This window comes from Sedimentitalea todarodis (assembly GCF_032595355.1).
Classification (GTDB): Bacteria; Pseudomonadota; Alphaproteobacteria; order Rhodobacterales; family Rhodobacteraceae; genus Sedimentitalea; species Sedimentitalea todarodis.
On the sequence record NZ_JASMWN010000027.1, the window covers coordinates 41,175 to 57,594 of the forward strand.

The 16,420-nt window shown below is 57.6% G+C and carries 15 protein-coding genes; all 15 read left to right on the top strand.

What is annotated here, in order from left to right; all coding sequences use genetic code 11:
* The first annotated feature begins 36 nt into the window (after positions 1–36).
* Positions 37–744, top strand: coding sequence for a spheroidene monooxygenase (crtA, locus tag QO231_RS22775; RefSeq protein WP_394356683.1), 708 nt, complete (start codon positions 37–39; stop codon positions 742–744).
* A complete protein-coding gene (gene bchI, locus QO231_RS22780; RefSeq protein WP_316781921.1) occupies positions 741–1,745 on the top strand; it encodes a magnesium chelatase ATPase subunit I in 1,005 nt (334 codons plus the stop codon). Before crtA ends, bchI begins: the two co-directional genes overlap by 4 nt.
* A complete protein-coding gene (locus tag QO231_RS22785; RefSeq protein ID WP_316781923.1) occupies positions 1,742–3,415 on the top strand; it encodes a magnesium chelatase subunit D in 1,674 nt (557 codons plus the stop codon). Before bchI ends, QO231_RS22785 begins: the two co-directional genes overlap by 4 nt.
* Positions 3,416–3,419: 4 nt before the next feature.
* Positions 3,420–4,301 (top strand): alpha/beta fold hydrolase BchO, encoded by an 882-nt coding sequence (gene bchO, locus QO231_RS22790; RefSeq protein ID WP_316781924.1) that lies wholly within the window; start codon positions 3,420–3,422, stop codon positions 4,299–4,301.
* Positions 4,302–4,522: 221 nt separating this feature from the next.
* Positions 4,523–5,173 carry a biliverdin-producing heme oxygenase gene (locus QO231_RS22795; protein WP_316781926.1) on the top strand — a complete coding sequence of 217 codons (651 nt, stop codon included), beginning with the start codon at positions 4,523–4,525 and terminating at the stop codon, positions 5,171–5,173.
* Positions 5,170–7,467: an ATP-binding protein gene (locus QO231_RS22800; RefSeq protein ID WP_316781928.1), complete on the top strand. Its 2,298-nt coding sequence runs from the start codon at positions 5,170–5,172 to the stop codon at positions 7,465–7,467. Before QO231_RS22795 ends, QO231_RS22800 begins: the two co-directional genes overlap by 4 nt.
* Positions 7,451–8,056 carry a response regulator transcription factor gene (locus tag QO231_RS22805; RefSeq protein ID WP_316781930.1) on the top strand — a complete coding sequence of 202 codons (606 nt, stop codon included), beginning with the start codon at positions 7,451–7,453 and terminating at the stop codon, positions 8,054–8,056. Before QO231_RS22800 ends, QO231_RS22805 begins: the two co-directional genes overlap by 17 nt.
* Positions 8,057–8,572: 516 nt before the next feature.
* Positions 8,573–9,400, top strand: a complete 828-nt coding sequence (locus tag QO231_RS22810) for a cobalamin B12-binding domain-containing protein (protein WP_316781933.1) — start codon at positions 8,573–8,575, stop codon at positions 9,398–9,400.
* Positions 9,401–10,554: 1,154 nt separating this feature from the next.
* Complete coding sequence (repA, locus tag QO231_RS22815) at positions 10,555–11,754, top strand: plasmid partitioning protein RepA (RefSeq protein WP_316781935.1); 1,200 nt, start codon at positions 10,555–10,557, stop codon at positions 11,752–11,754.
* Positions 11,754–12,722, top strand: coding sequence for a plasmid partitioning protein RepB (gene repB / locus QO231_RS22820; RefSeq protein WP_316781937.1), 969 nt, complete (start codon positions 11,754–11,756; stop codon positions 12,720–12,722). The genes repA and repB overlap by 1 nt, the downstream gene beginning before the upstream one ends.
* A gap of 237 nt (positions 12,723–12,959) precedes the next feature.
* Positions 12,960–14,015: a plasmid replication protein RepC gene (gene repC, locus QO231_RS22825; RefSeq protein WP_316781939.1), complete on the top strand. Its 1,056-nt coding sequence runs from the start codon at positions 12,960–12,962 to the stop codon at positions 14,013–14,015.
* Between the two features lie 869 nt (positions 14,016–14,884).
* The gene (locus QO231_RS22830; protein ID WP_316781941.1) at positions 14,885–15,358 is read left to right on the top strand and encodes a hypothetical protein; all 474 of its coding nucleotides are present in this window, start codon (positions 14,885–14,887) and stop codon (positions 15,356–15,358) included.
* Between the two features lie 66 nt (positions 15,359–15,424).
* Entirely contained in the window at positions 15,425–15,532 is a 108-nt protein-coding gene (locus QO231_RS22835) for a hypothetical protein (RefSeq protein ID WP_316781943.1), read from the top strand.
* Between the two features lie 56 nt (positions 15,533–15,588).
* Complete coding sequence (locus QO231_RS22840; RefSeq protein ID WP_316781945.1) at positions 15,589–15,846, top strand: type II toxin-antitoxin system ParD family antitoxin; 258 nt, start codon at positions 15,589–15,591, stop codon at positions 15,844–15,846.
* Positions 15,843–16,178 (top strand): type II toxin-antitoxin system RelE/ParE family toxin, encoded by a 336-nt coding sequence (locus QO231_RS22845; protein WP_316781948.1) that lies wholly within the window; start codon positions 15,843–15,845, stop codon positions 16,176–16,178. The genes QO231_RS22840 and QO231_RS22845 overlap by 4 nt, the downstream gene beginning before the upstream one ends.
* The last annotated feature ends 242 nt before the right edge of the window (positions 16,179–16,420 follow it).

Here is a 16,420-nt window from a genome sequence, read left to right on the forward strand (position 1 = left end):
CGACTATTCGAACGCACACCGCGAAGGAGCTTTGTCATCCAAACCGTTTCGATCAGTTTTTTCCGCTTTCCAACAGGGTTTAGCAAAGTCTGGGCATTTGCGATGATGGGCCTCGCGCGGTCGCAGATGCGGCGACTGGACGGTGTCGGTTTCTGGAAATTATGCGGTTCGGGCACCGGCGAAGGGTTTACACCGATACCCAATACTGCCGTCTATTCCATCCTCGCCACCTGGCCGGACGAGGAAACCGCGCGCCTGCAAACGCGCTCGGCCCCCGTCTTTCTGCGGTACCTGAAACGCGCCAGCGAATGCTGGACGGTGTTCTTGGCGCCGATATCCGCGCGTGGTGAATGGTCGGGGGTGCGCCCCTTCAAAACCACGGATCACACCGATCAGGGCCCGGTTGCCGCCCTCACACGCGCCACGATCCGCCCGCTCAAGGCCCTGAAGTTCTGGCGCCGCGTTCCCGATATCAGCTCGGTCATCGGCGCGGACGGGAATGTCATTTTCAAGATCGGGATCGGCGAGGTGCCCCTGATGCACCAGATCACCTTTTCCATCTGGCCGGACACCAGGGCGATGGCCGACTTCGCGCGCGGGGACGGCCCCCATGCGCGTGCCATCCGCGCGGTGCGGGAGGGCGATTGGTTCAGCGAAGAACTCTATGCCCGTTTCCACGTTCTGGGTGACAGCGGCACCTGGCAGGGCAGAAGTCCCCTCACCCGGTCCGAGGTCGCAGCATGAGTTCCGTTTTTCCATTTTCCGCCATCGTCGGGCAGGAGCAGATGAAACTTGCACTGATCCTGACCGCGATCGACCCCAGCCTTGGCGGCGTTCTGGTGTTCGGCGACCGGGGCACCGGGAAATCCACCGCCGTACGGGCGCTGGCCGCCTTGTTGCCGCCGATAACCGCCGTCGCGGATTGCCCGGTGAACGCGGCCGATATCGCCGATTGCCCGGACTGGGCCGACATCAAGTCCGAGAAACTGGTCAAGAAACCGACCCCCGTCGTCGATCTGCCCCTTGGCGTGACCGAAGACCGCGTCACCGGCGCCCTTGATATCGAACGCGCGCTGACCCGGGGAGAGAAGGCATTTCAACCCGGCCTGCTCGCGCGCGCCAATCGCGGATATCTCTATATCGACGAGGTCAATCTGCTTGAGGATCATATCGTCGATTTGCTGCTGGATGTCGCCCAGTCCGGGGTCAACGCGGTCGAACGCGAAGGTCTGTCGATCCGGCACGCGGCGCGATTTGTCCTGATCGGATCAGGCAACCCCGAGGAAGGCGAATTGCGGCCACAACTGCTGGATCGCTTTGGCCTTTCTGTCGAAGTTGCCTCGCCCACCGATATTGATGAGCGCGTCGAAGTGATCCGCCGCCGTGATGCGTTCGAAACCGATACAAAGGCGTTCTTGACCCGCTGGCGCCGCAAGGACGGCAAGATCCGCAAGGACATCCTGACCGCGCGCGCGCAACTCCAGAACACCGCGACATCAGACGATACGCTCAGGGATTGCGCGACCCTCTGTCTTGCGCTTGGAACCGATGGCCTTCGGGGCGAGCTTACGCTGATGCGCTCCGCGCGGGCGTTTGCCGCCTACAAGGGCGCGTCGCAAACCGGCCGCGACCATCTGCGCAAGGTCGCGCCAATGGCGCTCGGCCATCGCTTGCGGCGTGATCCGTTGGATGAAGCCGGATCAGGCACCCGGGTCGGGCGTGTCGTGAAAGAAGTCTTGGGATGAACGTCGCCGCGCCCTCTGCAGACCGAGCCGCGCGCGCGCTCGCCGCGCTGGCCGTGGATCCGGACGGGCTGAAGGGCCTGACCCTGCGCGCCCGTGTCGGCCCCGTCCGCGCCGCTTTCGAGGCCCTGCTGCCGAAACTGCCCGGCCCTCTGCGGCGGATTTCCCCTTCTGTCTCGGACGCTCAGCTCTTTGGCGGCCTGAACGTTGCAGCCACCCTTGCCGAAGGCCGGCCGGTCATCGACGCGGGGCTGGACGCAGAGCGCGCAACCCTGGTCATACCGATGGCCGAACGTATCGCGCCCGGTCTTGCCGCGCGTCTGGGGCAAATACTCGACCGCGCCCGTGGACATGCCCTGATCCTGCTGGATGAAGGGGCCAGTGCCGACGAAGCCGCGCCCGAAAAACTGCTCGACCGGCTGGCCTTTCATATCGATCTGGACGATCTCAGCCTGCACGACGCCCTGTTTCGGCTTCCCGCCCCGGCAGATATCGACAGCGCCCGTCATCGGCTGGCAGATGTCGCCGTGCATCCCGACACCCTCATGACCCTGACCTTGCTGGCCGCTCGCTTCGGCATCGACAGCATGCGCGCGCCGACATTGGCATTGCGAACAGCACGCGCCCTTGCCGCCCTTGACAGCAGCGACACCATCGAGGATTCGCACATTCGCGAAGCGTCCGAGCTGGTTTTTCCCAGCCGCGCCCTGATCGTACCCGAAACCGAAGAAGAGCCCGCCGCACCGGAAAACCCCGACCCGACCAAGGGCGCCTCGGACACCGACAGCACGTCCTCGCCGTCCATACCCGACGAAATGCTGGTCGAGGCCGTCGCAGCACTGCTTCCCCCCGATCTTCTGGAGAAACTCAGGAACCGCAAAGCGGCACGGGGCCGAACCGGCGGTGGCGCGGGTGCGCGCCGAACCGGCAATCGCCGGGGTCGGCCGCTCGCCTCGCGACCGGGCACGCCGGACGGCAGGAACCGGATCGACCCGATCGCCACATTGCGGGCCGCCGCACCCTGGCAACGGCTGCGGCGCCAGCAGCCCGACGACGGGAGGCCGGTGATCATCCACCCGTCGGATATTCGCATCCGTCGATTTGAGGATCGCTCGGACCGGCTGCTGATCTTTCTTGTGGACGCCTCGGGTTCCGCCGCCGTCGCGCGCCTCTCGGAAGCGAAGGGGGCGGTCGAATTGCTGCTGGCACAGGCCTACGCCAAACGCGATCAGGTCGCGCTGATCGCGTTTCGGGGTGAGACCGCAGACCTGCTGTTGCCGCCCACGCGCTCACTCGTTCAGGGCAAACGACGCCTTTCCGCCTTGCCCGGGGGTGGCGGCACGCCTCTCGCGGCGGGGTTGCAGGCGGCGGCGTCGCTGGCCCTCACCGCGCGCGGACGCGGGCTCAGCCCGATGCTAACATTGCTGACGGACGGGCGCGCCAATGTGGGGCTGAACGGGGCCGCTGGCCGCGCCATTGCCCTGGCCGAGGCCTCGTCTGTGGCCAAACAGATCTGTCACGAGGGGATCACCAGCGTGCTGATCGACACCGCGATGCGCCCGGGTGCCCAGGCGGCCGCGCTGGCGGGCGATCTTGACGCCAATTACATCGCCTTGCCGCGTGCCGATGCCCACGGGATCAGCGCGGCGGTGGATTCAGCGTTGGAGCGCTGACACCATGGATTGGGAGCGCGACCTGCCGACCTGGCCACTTAATCACCTGTCCCGGCGTGTTGTTCACGGGATAAACAAATGGCATGTGCAGGAAACGGGCACCGGTGACACGCTGCTGTTGCTGCATGGCGCAGGCGCCTCCACCCACAGCTGGCGCGATCTCATCCCGCTCTTGGCAGAGACACATCACGTCGTCGCGCTCGACCTTCCCGGCCATGGCTTTACGCAGGTCGCAAGACAAGGTCGCAGCAGCTTGACGGCGATGACCCAGGACATCGCCGCGCTCTGCACCGCCGAAGGCTGGGCGCCGTCCGCCATCATCGGCCATTCCGCAGGTGCCGCGATTGCCCTTAACCTGGTCCAGACCTCCACGGATGACAAAGGTCCACTCCCTGCGGTCATCGGCATCAATGCCGCCCTCGGACGGTTCGAAGGTATCGCGGGGTGGCTCTTTCCTCTTCTCGCCAAGCTCCTGGCACTGAACCCGCTGACATCCCTTGCATTTTCCGCTGGTCGCAACACGCAATCGCGGGCGCGGCGTCTGATACAAGGCACCGGGTCAACGCTCACGGAGGAAGGGATCGGGTACTATGCCAGGCTGATCTCAGACCGCAATCACGTCGAAGGAGCGCTGCAAATGATGGCGCAGTGGAACATTGATGGCCTTCTTGACCGTATGGCGACCATCAAGACGCGGTGCCAGTTGATCATTGGCGGGGATGACCGGGCCGTGAAACCGGAAATTTCAATGAGGGCTGCAGCCCTCATTCCCCAAGCGGAATTTGTCGAACTGCCAAAGCTGGGGCATCTCGCGCACGAAGAACGCCCGCAGGAACTAGTCCGGCAAATACAACGCTGGCTGGAGCAGCCGCCGGTCATGGGCTGAGAACACCGCTGTCACATAGGTGTCGATTGTTTCAGTTCGATCATAGACGTTTCAAGTTCGGCGACGCTTTCACCGGGGGACGGCTGAGTGCCGCAGGCGGAATCGGCAATGCGCCACCTACACGGTGTGCACCGGCAAGTGTTCGCTTCCCTAGCCCTGATAAGGCGCTAGTATATGCGAGAGCGGTCCGTGCATGCAGACCTGAATTGGGGTAAAATTTGTTGACAGAAACGATTGCTTTGCAAGATGTCTCGCTTCGTGACGTCTTGCGAAATCAGACAAGCGACGCACACAACCGCCTGCATCAGCATTCCAGTTTTGAAGCGCTGTTCAAAGAATCGCTGGGCCTTGAGGAGTATCGTCAACTCATCCGGCGCTTTCACGGATTTTATGCACCGCTCGACCTGGCGATTGATCGCGTCATGGCCGGGCGGACGGACGACCGGGCAGGTTATTGCTATGCCAGGCGATCAGACCTTCTTGAGCAGGATTTGCGCGACCTTGACTTCAGTCATAGATCGATACGCGAAAACCCACATTGCGAAAGTGTATTCGATCTGGTCTCCCCTGCGTCCCTTGGCGGTGTATTGTATGTGATAGAGGGGGCGACCTTGGGGGGCACCGGCATCGACCGCGCCGCACGGAAGCTTCTTGGCAGTGAGCAGCCGGATGGGCGGCGTTTTTGGGCGTGGTGCCGATCGGAAAACAAGCGGCGCTGGTCAATGACAAATCGGTATCTTGAGCATCTTCATTCCGACCGCCGCACGATGGACGCCCTCGCGAGCGGAGCTTGTGATACGTTCCGTTTGCTCGCAGACTGGCTGGCCCCGCTTGATCGGTCTTTCACCGCCAAGAAGGGGGAGAGGTCGTGACGACTGGCCAGGTTGACCTGGAAACGTGCGACCGCGAGCCGATCCACCTGATTGGCGCGGTCCAACCGCACGGCGCGTTGATTGCTGTCAACGAGGAAAGCCAGATCATTGAGTACGCCAGCATCAACACGGGCTCATTTTTGGGTTCCGCGCCTGAAGAGTTGCTTGGCAAGGCTCTTTGGCACCTTATTGGCAAAGACAACGCGATGCAGCTACCGAATGCCCCGCTGGATCCATCGACACCTGAACTGCTGAGACCGTGGTTTATCAGGTTCGCCGGGCAGAACGGAAAACTGATCAATACGGAATGCCTGCCGCACAGGAACAATGGCCACATCATCCTCGAGTTTCTGCTGCCAGAGCCGACGCCGGCTTCGATCTGGGAAGATGAGCTATTGAGGCAGGGCATTATCTCTGAACTGGTCAAGCCCGGCGCGCTTACGGAACTTGCAGATGCCAGCGCAAAGATGATCCGCGAAGTCACCGGGTTTGACCGTGTGATGATCTACAAGTTCGCCGAGGACAAACATGGCGAGGTGATTGCGGAGGCCACCAACCGTCCCGACAGTTTCCTGGGCCTGCACTATCCGGCATCCGACATACCTGATCCGGCCCGTCGCCATTTTGCCTTGAACGTGATGCGGTCAATTCCGGACATTAACTGCAAGAGCATGCCGATTGTCAGCCGATCAGGCGCCGTTGCCGACGCAGAATCGGACAATCCACTGGATCTGACCTATTCCAAGCTCAGGGCGGTCGCGCCCGTTCATGTCGAATATCTCAGGAACATGGGCGTCGGCGCCAGCCTGTCGATATCCCTGGTCACCAACAACGAACTCTGGGGGCTGGTTGCCTGCCATCACTACGACAGGCGACTGATCTCTTCGAGCAGGTTGCGGTTTGCCGAACTGCTTGGCGGCACGACCTCTGCCTTGCTGCAGAGCATCGAGAACACCAATCAGCTTCGCAAGAGCATCAAGGCAGAGAAAACCGCTTTTCGGTTCGAGCAACAAGCCCGCTCCGGAACGCCGCTTCGGGACTTGATTGTCAATCAGGCGTCCAACCTGATGCAATTGATGGACGCGCAAGGTCTTCTACTTTCTCTGGGTGGCGATCTTATCGAAGTCGGTTCCGTTCCGGAAAAAAAACTCGATTTTTCCTATCTGCGCGCCTTGCTTTCCGATGGTGTGGCAACGACATCGCATTTGTCGGACGTCATCGAAATGAGTGACGCACAAATGCAGGTGGCCGCCGGCGCCGCGCTTTTGGATTTGTCCGAAGACAGCAAGGATTATCTTGTCTTCCTACGCAGCAACTTTGACCAAACGATCCGTTGGGCCGGCAAACCCGAAAAAATCGAAAGCAGGACCGAGGACGGTATCGCGCGGCTTTCGCCTCGTGGATCATTCGCTCTGTGGCGCGAAGAAAGACGTGGCAAGAGCCGACCATTTGACGCCATTGATCGGGATGCATTGCGTATTCTGCGACGGGCCCTGTTCGCCCTGAACAGCCTCGAAAGGGAGCGCGTCGCCCTTGAAGCGCAAAAGATTTCCGAGGCGGAGGAAGTCCGCTTGCGCCACGCCCTGCTTGATGCGGCAAGGGCAAGCTCCCTTGGCGAGCTCGCATCGGCGATCGCACATGAATTGAACCAGCCGTTGTCGGCGATTGCCAATTACGTCAACGCGTGTCGCCAGGAATTCAGGAATGCAGGTGTCGCGATCCCTGCCCGTGCCGAGCAACTGATCAACGAAGCCGTTTCGGAAACCACAAGAGCGGGTGACCTGGTGCGCCGCGTGCGGGATTTCATTTCCCGCGGTGATCTGAATGCCGACTACATCGACCTGAACAAGACAATCAGGCAGGGGATCGACCTCGCGCTGGTTGCGAGCCAGTTGCCACGACTCCAAGTCAATCTGATCCTTGACCACAATCTTCCCAAAGTCTGGGCTGATCCGGTTCAGATCGGTCAGGTCGTTCTCAATCTGGCGCGAAACAGCATTTCAGCGATGCAGGATTCCGAAAAACAGGTCCTGACGGTTGAGGCGGCAAAGACTGACGGATTTGTTCAGGTTATCGTTCGGGATACCGGTGGCGGCATTCCCGCGAAACAGCAAAAGCACATTTTCGAACCGTTTCATGCCTCGACCACAAAGGGCATGGGAATCGGGCTGTCGCTCTGCCGCTCCATCATAGAGGCCCACGCCGGACGTATCTGGTCGGAACCCTCGACCAAGGGCGCTATAATGGCATTCCAACTACCAATTCGGGTGGAACAAGATGAAAAAACCGGATGAATTTTTCTCGATCTATGTGGTCGAGGATGACGATTCTGTCTCGAGATCTCTTTGCGCTCTCCTGAACGCGCACGGGTACGAGACTATTGCATGCAACTCGGCAGAACAGTTTCTGTCCGTATATGACCCATGCCGTAAGGCCTGCATGGTTCTCGACCTGCGCCTTCCCGGAATGAGCGGCATGCAACTGCAAACCCATCTGAAAGACATCCATGTCAGCCTTCCGATTGTGGTGGTCACCGCCCACGGTGACGTTCCGGTCGCCGTCCAAAGCCTGCGGGCCGGTGCCGTCCACTTCCTTGAAAAACCAGCACAAGCAGATCAACTTCTGGAGGCCATAAGCTCCGCAGGTGACATGCTTTTCAATCGCACGCCACCGAACATTCCGAAAAAGATCGTTGCCGATCGCCTGTCCAAATTGACAGATCGCGAACATGAGGTTCTCCGGCATCTGCTGGAAGGAAAGCTAAACAAAGAAATCGCCAACGAGCTTGGCGTGAGTCAGCGAACCGTCGAAGTCCACCGCTCGCGAATTCGCGAAAAAATGCATGCACGGGGCATTGCCGATCTCATCCGTATGGTCGGATGATCGCGGAAATTGCGTACGCAGTTCTACGTAGTGGCAAATCCGAACTATCTCGTTAACTTTCTGACGATCTAATCTGCCAGAGGATTGAAGCTGGCGCATATTGGTTTTCGACTTGCCAACCCGCCAGCAGTCAAGAGCAATTGCTGCCCGAAGAGGCTGATAGTGATGAGGGATGGAGGCCACCAACACTGCATTGAAACCGGCACGTTAGCTTGCGAGTTTTTCGCAACGCCTGTTGGTGGTGAACTTCAAGGAACACAACGTCGGAAAGCCCACCAAATGGCGTCTTGCCGATGTTCTGATCGACAGAATTCCGTCGTTCTTCCGGGAAACAATCAAGAACGTCCCTTTCAAACCGTTTCGATACCCTCTGACGCGTCCACGATGATCAAATCTACAGTCTATTGGAATGATCCGCCCGAATTCTTGGTCGACGTTCCAAGCACATGAAAGGGCCAGAAGCAGCACTTGGCTGCCAAAAGCCAGAGACAATGCTGAAGTTCGGGAGGACAACAAGTGTTTACGTCAACTGCGTCAGCTGAACCCCTGGAATTCGGAATATACGAAGAGAGCCGATCCAACATCCGACGCCTCAAAGAGAGCCTTCCTGAGGATCAGGTCGCCGGGTTGGCTCGGGAGGTCATTCGGCGCCTTGCGTCGCGCCACAGCAAAGTCGAACATATTTCGCACGAGCCGACCGTTGCGGAATTGGAAGAACTCTGCACGGCCCTGATTTCTGACAACGATACAGCAGCTGCAGCGATCATTTTCGGCGCACGTGCGGAAGGTGCACCCCCGGAAGCCATCTACCTGAAGTATCTTGCGGCGGCGGCTCGGATGCTGGGGGACTGGTGGAACGAGGACCGTGCAGACTTTGTACAGGTGACCGTCGGAACGGGTCGCATGTTCGCAATCATGCGCGGAATGAAACACCTGTTCGTTCCAGCCTTTGACGCTCCGGAGAAATCTGCCATCTTTGCCTCTGTGCCGGGGGAAGATCACACCTTCGGCATCCGCATGGCCGCGGATTTGTTTCGCAAGGACGGTTGGGAGATCTCGCTCAAGATCGGTCTGGATCACGACGAGCTGGTCGCCGACATCGAACGGACTCCAAGCAGCATTCTAGGCCTGTCATTGGCTGGGCGGCATTCGGTCGATGCATTGTCACGGCTTGTCGTCGCATTGCACATTTGCTGTCCTCATGCTCCGCTCTTGGTGAGCGGGCGAGATGTTGAAGATGCCGAACCACTTCTTGGTTTGATGGGTGTGGACTGCATTGCTCGCGATCTAGATGAAGCAAGAGAACATATGCGGGTATTGTGGGAAAAAAATCAGACCGGGTAGGTTTCCGCCCGTGAATCTAACAGGGGTTTTCGCACGAATCAAAGTGACTCCTGCCACAATTCGAAGCAATGTCTCAATGTGACGTTCTTGGTCAATGCCGGTAGGTATGGTCTTCTCAGCCCATTGCATAACGGCGTTTACTGTCGACCAAATCCATCTAAAGCGCCGCGCCTGGAAGGCTCGCGTCATGTCCGATAAATTCGCTTGCCATGTGTTGTGTTGCATAGATCGACTGCAACTCGGAACACATCCTTCCCGAGACAGAATTCAGGCGGTGCGTTCAAAACCTGGGCGGCTAGGTCCGGCCATCCGGTTGAGAACCCTTACACCAATCTTGGCTTCTGCCTTCTGATTTCCAAAGGTACACGCTTTCAGCTTGGGCCCGATGACGGCCTTCCAGCGATCCATTCATAGCCCGGCAGTGTATGCACAGCATGCATGAGAGAGTGGGTTTCGCCCGGCGACGTTGAGTTTGGCCGGAGACCTTCTGCGATGCTGATCAGCCCCACTCGAATGGTCCAGTTTGATTGTTAGTGCATGACTGGCCTTTGGTCCATCCGGACGATGGGTTCCGGGGCCGGTGGCCGATATCCGGGAAGGTCACGGCCTGCACGGCCTTGGACGACAACCCGGTTGTGACCGCAATCATGGCCCCCTACCCTTCCCAAAGACACCATCGCAGATCGAATTGGTCGTGTCGCTTAAAGCCGAGTGCAGTGACGAAATCCAAAACGGTTCTAGCGTAGCGCGAAACCACCCACGGGCGGAGCAATTCGACCCCTTGCAAGCCTCTTTCGACGGAATTTCTGCTCGCCTCGCACGATCGCAAACGCGTAGAATCAACTGAAACGCGGCCGCCGAATTGACAAAAAGTCTAACTGCGGCGTGGGTTTACATCGCCAGGTCAAAAATTTCTTACGTCACGAATAACAGTTCAGGATGCTCATTTTATATATGTTTTTCAGTTGGTTACCCCGCTCCATCTGGAAAAATCAAAATTGTTGCTGTGGATAACTTTTCCACCACATTTAGATTCTTCTTGCTGGACTCGGATGTTCATGGCATTTCCATTCTGACGGCGAAAAGCGTCAGGCGTGCTTTCGACCGTCAGAATGATCAAGAGCCTTAACAAAGGCCATGAGAGGCGGCAGTACATGGATGATCGAAACGTTGGGTTCGCGCAAGGGATAGGCTCATCCGACATCGGGGCGTTTGCGGACCATCTTGCCGAGTCGCTGGATCGGCAGATGAAGATTGCCTTTGAGCCCGAAGAACGCAAATCCCTCAGAAGTTTCAGTTCTACCGAAGTTGCCGGCTTACTTCGTGTTAGCACGTCCAATCTTCGCAACCGCCACAAAGACGGGAGTTTTCCCGAAGTTCATACCGATACCCGTGGGCATAGATTCTATACGGCTGAAGAAGTCGACGATCTGCGCAACATTTTGAGTCGCACTGGGAAGAATGCCGACGCCTATCGGCCCGGACGTCATGATGGCGACCGCCTCCAGGTTATCTCAATCGTCAATTTCAAAGGTGGTTCCTCCAAGACAACCACTACGATTCACCTGGCGCAGCGCTATGCCCTGCGCGGATACCGCGTGCTTGTGCTTGATCTTGATCCGCAAGCCAGTCTAACCACATTCTTCGGCTTTCGGCCCGAGCTCGAATTCGCCGATGGTGGCACCATCTACGACAGCTTGCGGTATGAGAACCAGGTTCCCCTTTCGGATGTCATTCAGAAAACGTACTTTCACAATCTCGACATGGTTCCGGCAGGCTTGATGCTGTCTGAATACGAGACCGAAACAGCAAACGCACTCGCAAATCGGGTGCAGCCGATATTCGCGGAACGCCTCACCCTGGCTCTGGAAGAGGTCGATTCCGACTACGATATAGTGTTGATCGACTGTCCTCCGCAGTTGGGCTTTCTCACTTTGACGGCTCTGGCAGCATCGACCGGCCTCCTGGTCACCGTTGTACCGGGCATGCTCGACATTGCATCCATGAGCCAGTTTCTCAAACTCGCATCCGAAACGATCAAGGCTGTCGAAGAAGCCATCGGAAGGCGCGTAAACTGGGATTTCGTCAAGTTTCTCATCACGCGGTATGAGCCATCTGACGGTCCGCAGACCCAAATGGCTGGATACTTGCGGTCGATTCTCGCGGGCCAGGTCATGACCGAACCGATGCTGAAGTCTACGGCAATCTCGGACGCCGGCATGACCCAGCAGACGATCTATGAAGTCGATCCGAGCCAGTTCGTTCGAAAAACCATTGAACGTGCACTGACGAGCGTGAACAGCGTTTCCGATGAGCTCGAACAGACGATCCAGATGGCGTGGGGACGTCGCTGATGGCCCGCAACATATTCAACCAACCTCCGAAAGACGACATGGAGACGGCAGCGCCCTCCCCTGCCCCACCAAAGTCTCCAAAGCTGCCCGGTTCTGTCGGTGGATTACGTGACTCGTTACGCGAGATCACGGCCAATTCAATCCGCGACATCGACACCGACCGGATCGACGTGGATGGCTTGCGGGATCGCTTGGTGCTCGAAGACAGCAGCATTGACGATCTCGCGGAAAGCATACGAAAACATGGTCAGCAGGTACCGATCATGGTCCGTCCGTCGGACCAGCCGGACCGCTACCGCATCATTTATGGCCGGCGCAGACTCGCGGCCATCCGAAAGGTGGGCGGAACGGTCAAGGCAATTGTCCGCACGCTCGACGATAATGCCTCGTTGATTGCTCAAGGTCAGGAAAACAACCTGCGTCTCGACCCATCCTTCATAGAAAAATCTATGTTTATCAAAGAGATGCAGGAATCAGGCTACAAACCGAATGTGATCCAGGACGCTTTGGGCCTGACGCGGCAAGGCGTATCGAACCATCGTGTGGTCGTCGAACAACTGCCTGAAGAACTCGTTCTACTTATCGGGCCCGCACATGGTGTCGGCCGGCGACAGTGGGGAGACTTGGCGGCTCTAGCGCAAAAGGTACAACTGGTGGACATCGCAAAGGAGGCCCTTGCTTCCCTGCCCGATGACACACCGAGTTCCGAGAGATTTCAAGCGGTATACATTGCTGGCACGAACAAGGCGCGTGGAGCGGTAAAGCAAGCTACACGCGGTCGAAAGACTGTGGTCAAAGCTGAAAATGGCAGGCCCGTCGCAACAGTTGCCATTGATGGCAAATCAATCGCCATCAAGATAATCCGAAAGGACAACCCGGAATTCGGCCAGTGGATCGAACAGCGTGCAGAAGCTACACTTCGGCGGCTTTTTGATCAATGGCAGGATGAGAGAGGCTCAGGGTCCTAACCCAGCCGCAACGAAAACAAGAGCAGAGGAGAAAGGCGAAGGCCAAAAAAGAAAAGAGCCCCCCAAGGTTTCCCCTGGAGAGCCCTCATCATGTGATTAGCACCTGTGATGTAGCAATCTCCGACAAAGCGGTCAAGAGCCATCGATTCGGTGGACGTCTTTTTGTTGCCTTTTCACGCGAGAAATCGCGGGAAGAGACGGGAGAGTTGTGGGCCAAATGGTCTTCGCTCATCAAACATGGCATTCACAAAGCTTTCAATCAAGAGTACCGGCACGTCTCTGGCAACTGGTACGACACCACCCCCTGAAACCGACATCTGGGCCGTCTTCAGAGCGCTCCGAGACTCCCGAACCCTGTTTGGACTACGCCCCGGCCATGTCCAAACACTTCAGGCGATGCTCAGTTTTCTCAAGCCAGGTCACGGCGAGATTGTGTTCGCCTCCAATCACGAGATTTGCCGGCGTGTCGGAGGAATCGATGAACGAACCCTCCGCAGGCACATCGATCGCTTCGTTGGAGCGGGCTTCCTAAGACGACACGACAGCCCAAACGGGAAACGCTACCGTGTACGGTCATCCAAAGGCCATTGCATCAGCTATGGACTTTCGCTCGCGCCGTTGTTTGAACGCGCAAGTGAACTCCTCGCTGTCGCTCAGGAGCTCGAAAACACGCGGCGGGATCGCATCTTCGTCCGAAAGCAAATTCTAACACGACTCGCGCAATTGGAAGAGTTTGATCCCGACAGCGCGTTTCCATCTGACGTACGAAGAACCCTCCGGAGAAAGTTGACCCTTGCAGAATACCGCGTTTTGCTTGCCCAAGCCGACGCGGAACATCTGCTATTGTCCACCGCGGTGGACGCGCCGGAATCAATCGAATTGCCCGCCAATGACGGGCAAACTGTCCGGCATCATTCTAAGTCAATAAAAGAACAAAAAGATCTAGAAAGCAGGCGGAGTATTAAAATACCCGAACTCCAAACGCTAACTTCGGTATGTAACCAGGCAACTTCATTTGCCTCAGACTCGCTTGAAAGCTGGCATGACGTCGAAAACCACGCGCGCACTCTTGCCCCGATGATGGGCATCCATTCTAGTACGTTTGAAAACGCAAGAAACGCAGTAGGCACTGAGAAGGTTTCGTGTGCGATCTTTATCATGCTTCAACTTGGCAGCAAAATCCGGAACTTTGGAGCATATTTCCACAGCATCACACTCGGACGAAGAGAGCCACATTTTGATCCGACCACGTTGCTTCAGAGATTGTCACGATCCGGCAGCGCAATTGTCTAGCGTCCACCGCGGTGGACATCGTTAGTAACAGAGAGTGCTTCGAACGAGACCAAGAGAAATGTCAGGCAAGAAAAGGCACTTTCGGTGGTCAACAATGGAGAAAAGCTGATGCAGTGCCACCAGCCCGATCATTTCGACGCTTTTGAGGCTTTGCAAGATTACACCCAGGCCGACCACGAAGTTGCCTCAACCTTTTTCGTGACGGCCAAACTATCCCCACCGGATACCACGACTGCCCGAGCTGAATCGGGAGATGGAAGAATACGACGATGGCCAGGATGAGTTTGAATTGACGCATAGCGGAATCGAACGGGCGACGGTGGCCAAATGTCTCAATCGTGGGTCCAGCGCACGGGCCTCCTCAGCCACACATGAGCCAATAGAATAGGCACATCCATCGAGCTCGAAACCTCTCAACTCGGTCCCGTCGTGATCGCCGTCAACCTGTCATCTCACAGGTCGGCAAAGGCCCATGTCCGATTGAATACGCAGGGCAACTGGATACGCCTCTTGCTGTCCCACACGAACGCGATTGACATGGAATGAGCGAAACTCCATGCACATCTTCGAGGCCGCCGGGTATATGGCCGATAAATCGAAGACGCTCACGTATCGGATATCCCACCCTATGCAATCCAAAACGCAATAGCAGCAGCTTTGGATGATTGGTTCTGTCTACAGCCAACACTCTACGCCCTTCGCTGTTGGATGCGCTCATTCGCACGAGCGATGACGACCCCAAGCGCCCGATCACGGTGGCACGTCGGATGATCCCCTCCGGATCAAAGAGGCGCTCTGCCGGGCGCTGAGAGGCCCGTGGGACCAGTTCACCAGCCTATTGGAAGACTCCTGGCGCGGCTTCAGAAAAGTTGGTACGTTTTTTGACGTGGATTGGTGAGCTTCAGGAACGCGTTGAAGCGATCGTTCTCAAGGCGACGCGCGCGATCGAGGTTGTGGAAAGCCCACCCGAAATCCGTGATCAAGTCTCTGAACAGAGTCTGGAAATGAACCCTTGGGGGCATTCCCGACCTTCATATATAACACCATATCAACTTGATCCTGTAACCTGTAGTCGCTCAGAATATAAGCAAACGGCAAGCGTGGTGCGAAATGCGGCGTCGGAAGAGCAGGTGGACAAGGAGTTGGAACACTGGGTAGCTGAAATACGCAAGAAACGCGGAGCAGCGCTCGATTTGTCGACAGTTATGCAGGCTTGTCCTCAAGTCGCATCCCGCGCGCGCAACATGGGTGGCAATCTGAAGGATTGGAGCAATTTGCACCGGATTGCGGGTCAACTCAGACCGTTGATCGGCATTTCCGAGTACGCCTGGGGTTTTGCGTAGGACAGGCTCGGGCCCAGATCGCAACAGCCGCCCTTGTGCTGATGTTCGACAAACGCTGCGGGTGAAGTGGCGTCTCCGGGCGGCTATCTGCGCGGTATGGCCGAGAAGGCCGGGGCAGGGGGGCTGCATCTCGGGCGCAGCTTCTATGGCCGGATGAGCGCACAGGCTGCGTAAGGGGTATTGATCGAAGACGGACGTTGGCATATATTGCCAATAGGGAGATTTGCATCATGGTGACACGAAACGTTGTTCTGACTGACGCCCAGGACCAGCTGATTCAGGGACTGGTCGCGTCCGGTAGGTTCCAAAATGCGAGCGAAGCCATGCGGGCCGGTTTGCGGCTGCTCGAACAGCAAGAGGCGCAGTTTGCAAGCCTTCAGGACGGTCTCCTCGAAGGGCTTCAGCAGGCTAATAAAGGTGACCTGGCCGAGGGCGGTGGTGAAAATGCTGTCCGGCGGGCCTTCGCGAGGGCACGGTCAACTTCATGAAGCGATCTTTCCGGCTGACGCGCCGTGCGGAAGACAGTCTGGTCGCGATCGCCCGCTGGACCGGAGAGACATTTGGCGCCCATCAGGCGGACATCTATGAGGCCGTACTTCTTTCCCGTTGTGACGCGATCGTAAATGGCCAGGTGCAAAGCCGCAGCTGTGCCATCCTCGTGGATGTGGTCAAAGGGCTGAGATTTCTCAGGGCAGGGGAGCACTTCCTGGTGTTTCTGGATCGGCCGGACCAGGTGATCATTGTTGATTTCGTGCATTCTCGCAGCGATCTTTTTCGCCATGTTGCAGCTCGGACGGCGCTCAAAGGTGATGACAACTGATCCTTGTCAGAGACCCGCAACCTTGGTGAGGTTCACCCGGAACCGGTCGCGGCGGGTCATTGCGGGCGAGGGCATGAAAGAGCTGATGCACTAAATCGCTTCGCGATATGGGCGCTTGTGGCGTGGGTTGCGCGTAGTCGGGATTTGTTTCGCGGATTGTGAAGTTGAGAGTTTGCTGTTGATCGAGGTGATTTTGCCTCGGTTGACAGAGGGTTTTCCCATGAACATTCAGCATTCCACAC

Coding starts and splice junctions, on each gene's coding strand:
- bchI (WP_316781921.1), top strand. CDS start 741: ATGAGTTCCGTTTTTCCATTTTCCGCCATCGTCGGGCAGGAGCAGATG.
- QO231_RS22785 (WP_316781923.1), top strand. CDS start 1,742: ATGAACGTCGCCGCGCCCTCTGCAGACCGAGCCGCGCGCGCGCTCGCC.
- bchO (WP_316781924.1), top strand. CDS start 3,420: ATGGATTGGGAGCGCGACCTGCCGACCTGGCCACTTAATCACCTGTCC.
- QO231_RS22805 (WP_316781930.1), top strand. CDS start 7,451: ATGAAAAAACCGGATGAATTTTTCTCGATCTATGTGGTCGAGGATGAC.
- repA (WP_316781935.1), top strand. CDS start 10,555: ATGGATGATCGAAACGTTGGGTTCGCGCAAGGGATAGGCTCATCCGAC.
- repB (WP_316781937.1), top strand. CDS start 11,754: ATGGCCCGCAACATATTCAACCAACCTCCGAAAGACGACATGGAGACG.
- repC (WP_316781939.1), top strand. CDS start 12,960: ATGGCATTCACAAAGCTTTCAATCAAGAGTACCGGCACGTCTCTGGCA.
- QO231_RS22840 (WP_316781945.1), top strand. CDS start 15,589: ATGGTGACACGAAACGTTGTTCTGACTGACGCCCAGGACCAGCTGATT.
- QO231_RS22845 (WP_316781948.1), top strand. CDS start 15,843: ATGAAGCGATCTTTCCGGCTGACGCGCCGTGCGGAAGACAGTCTGGTC.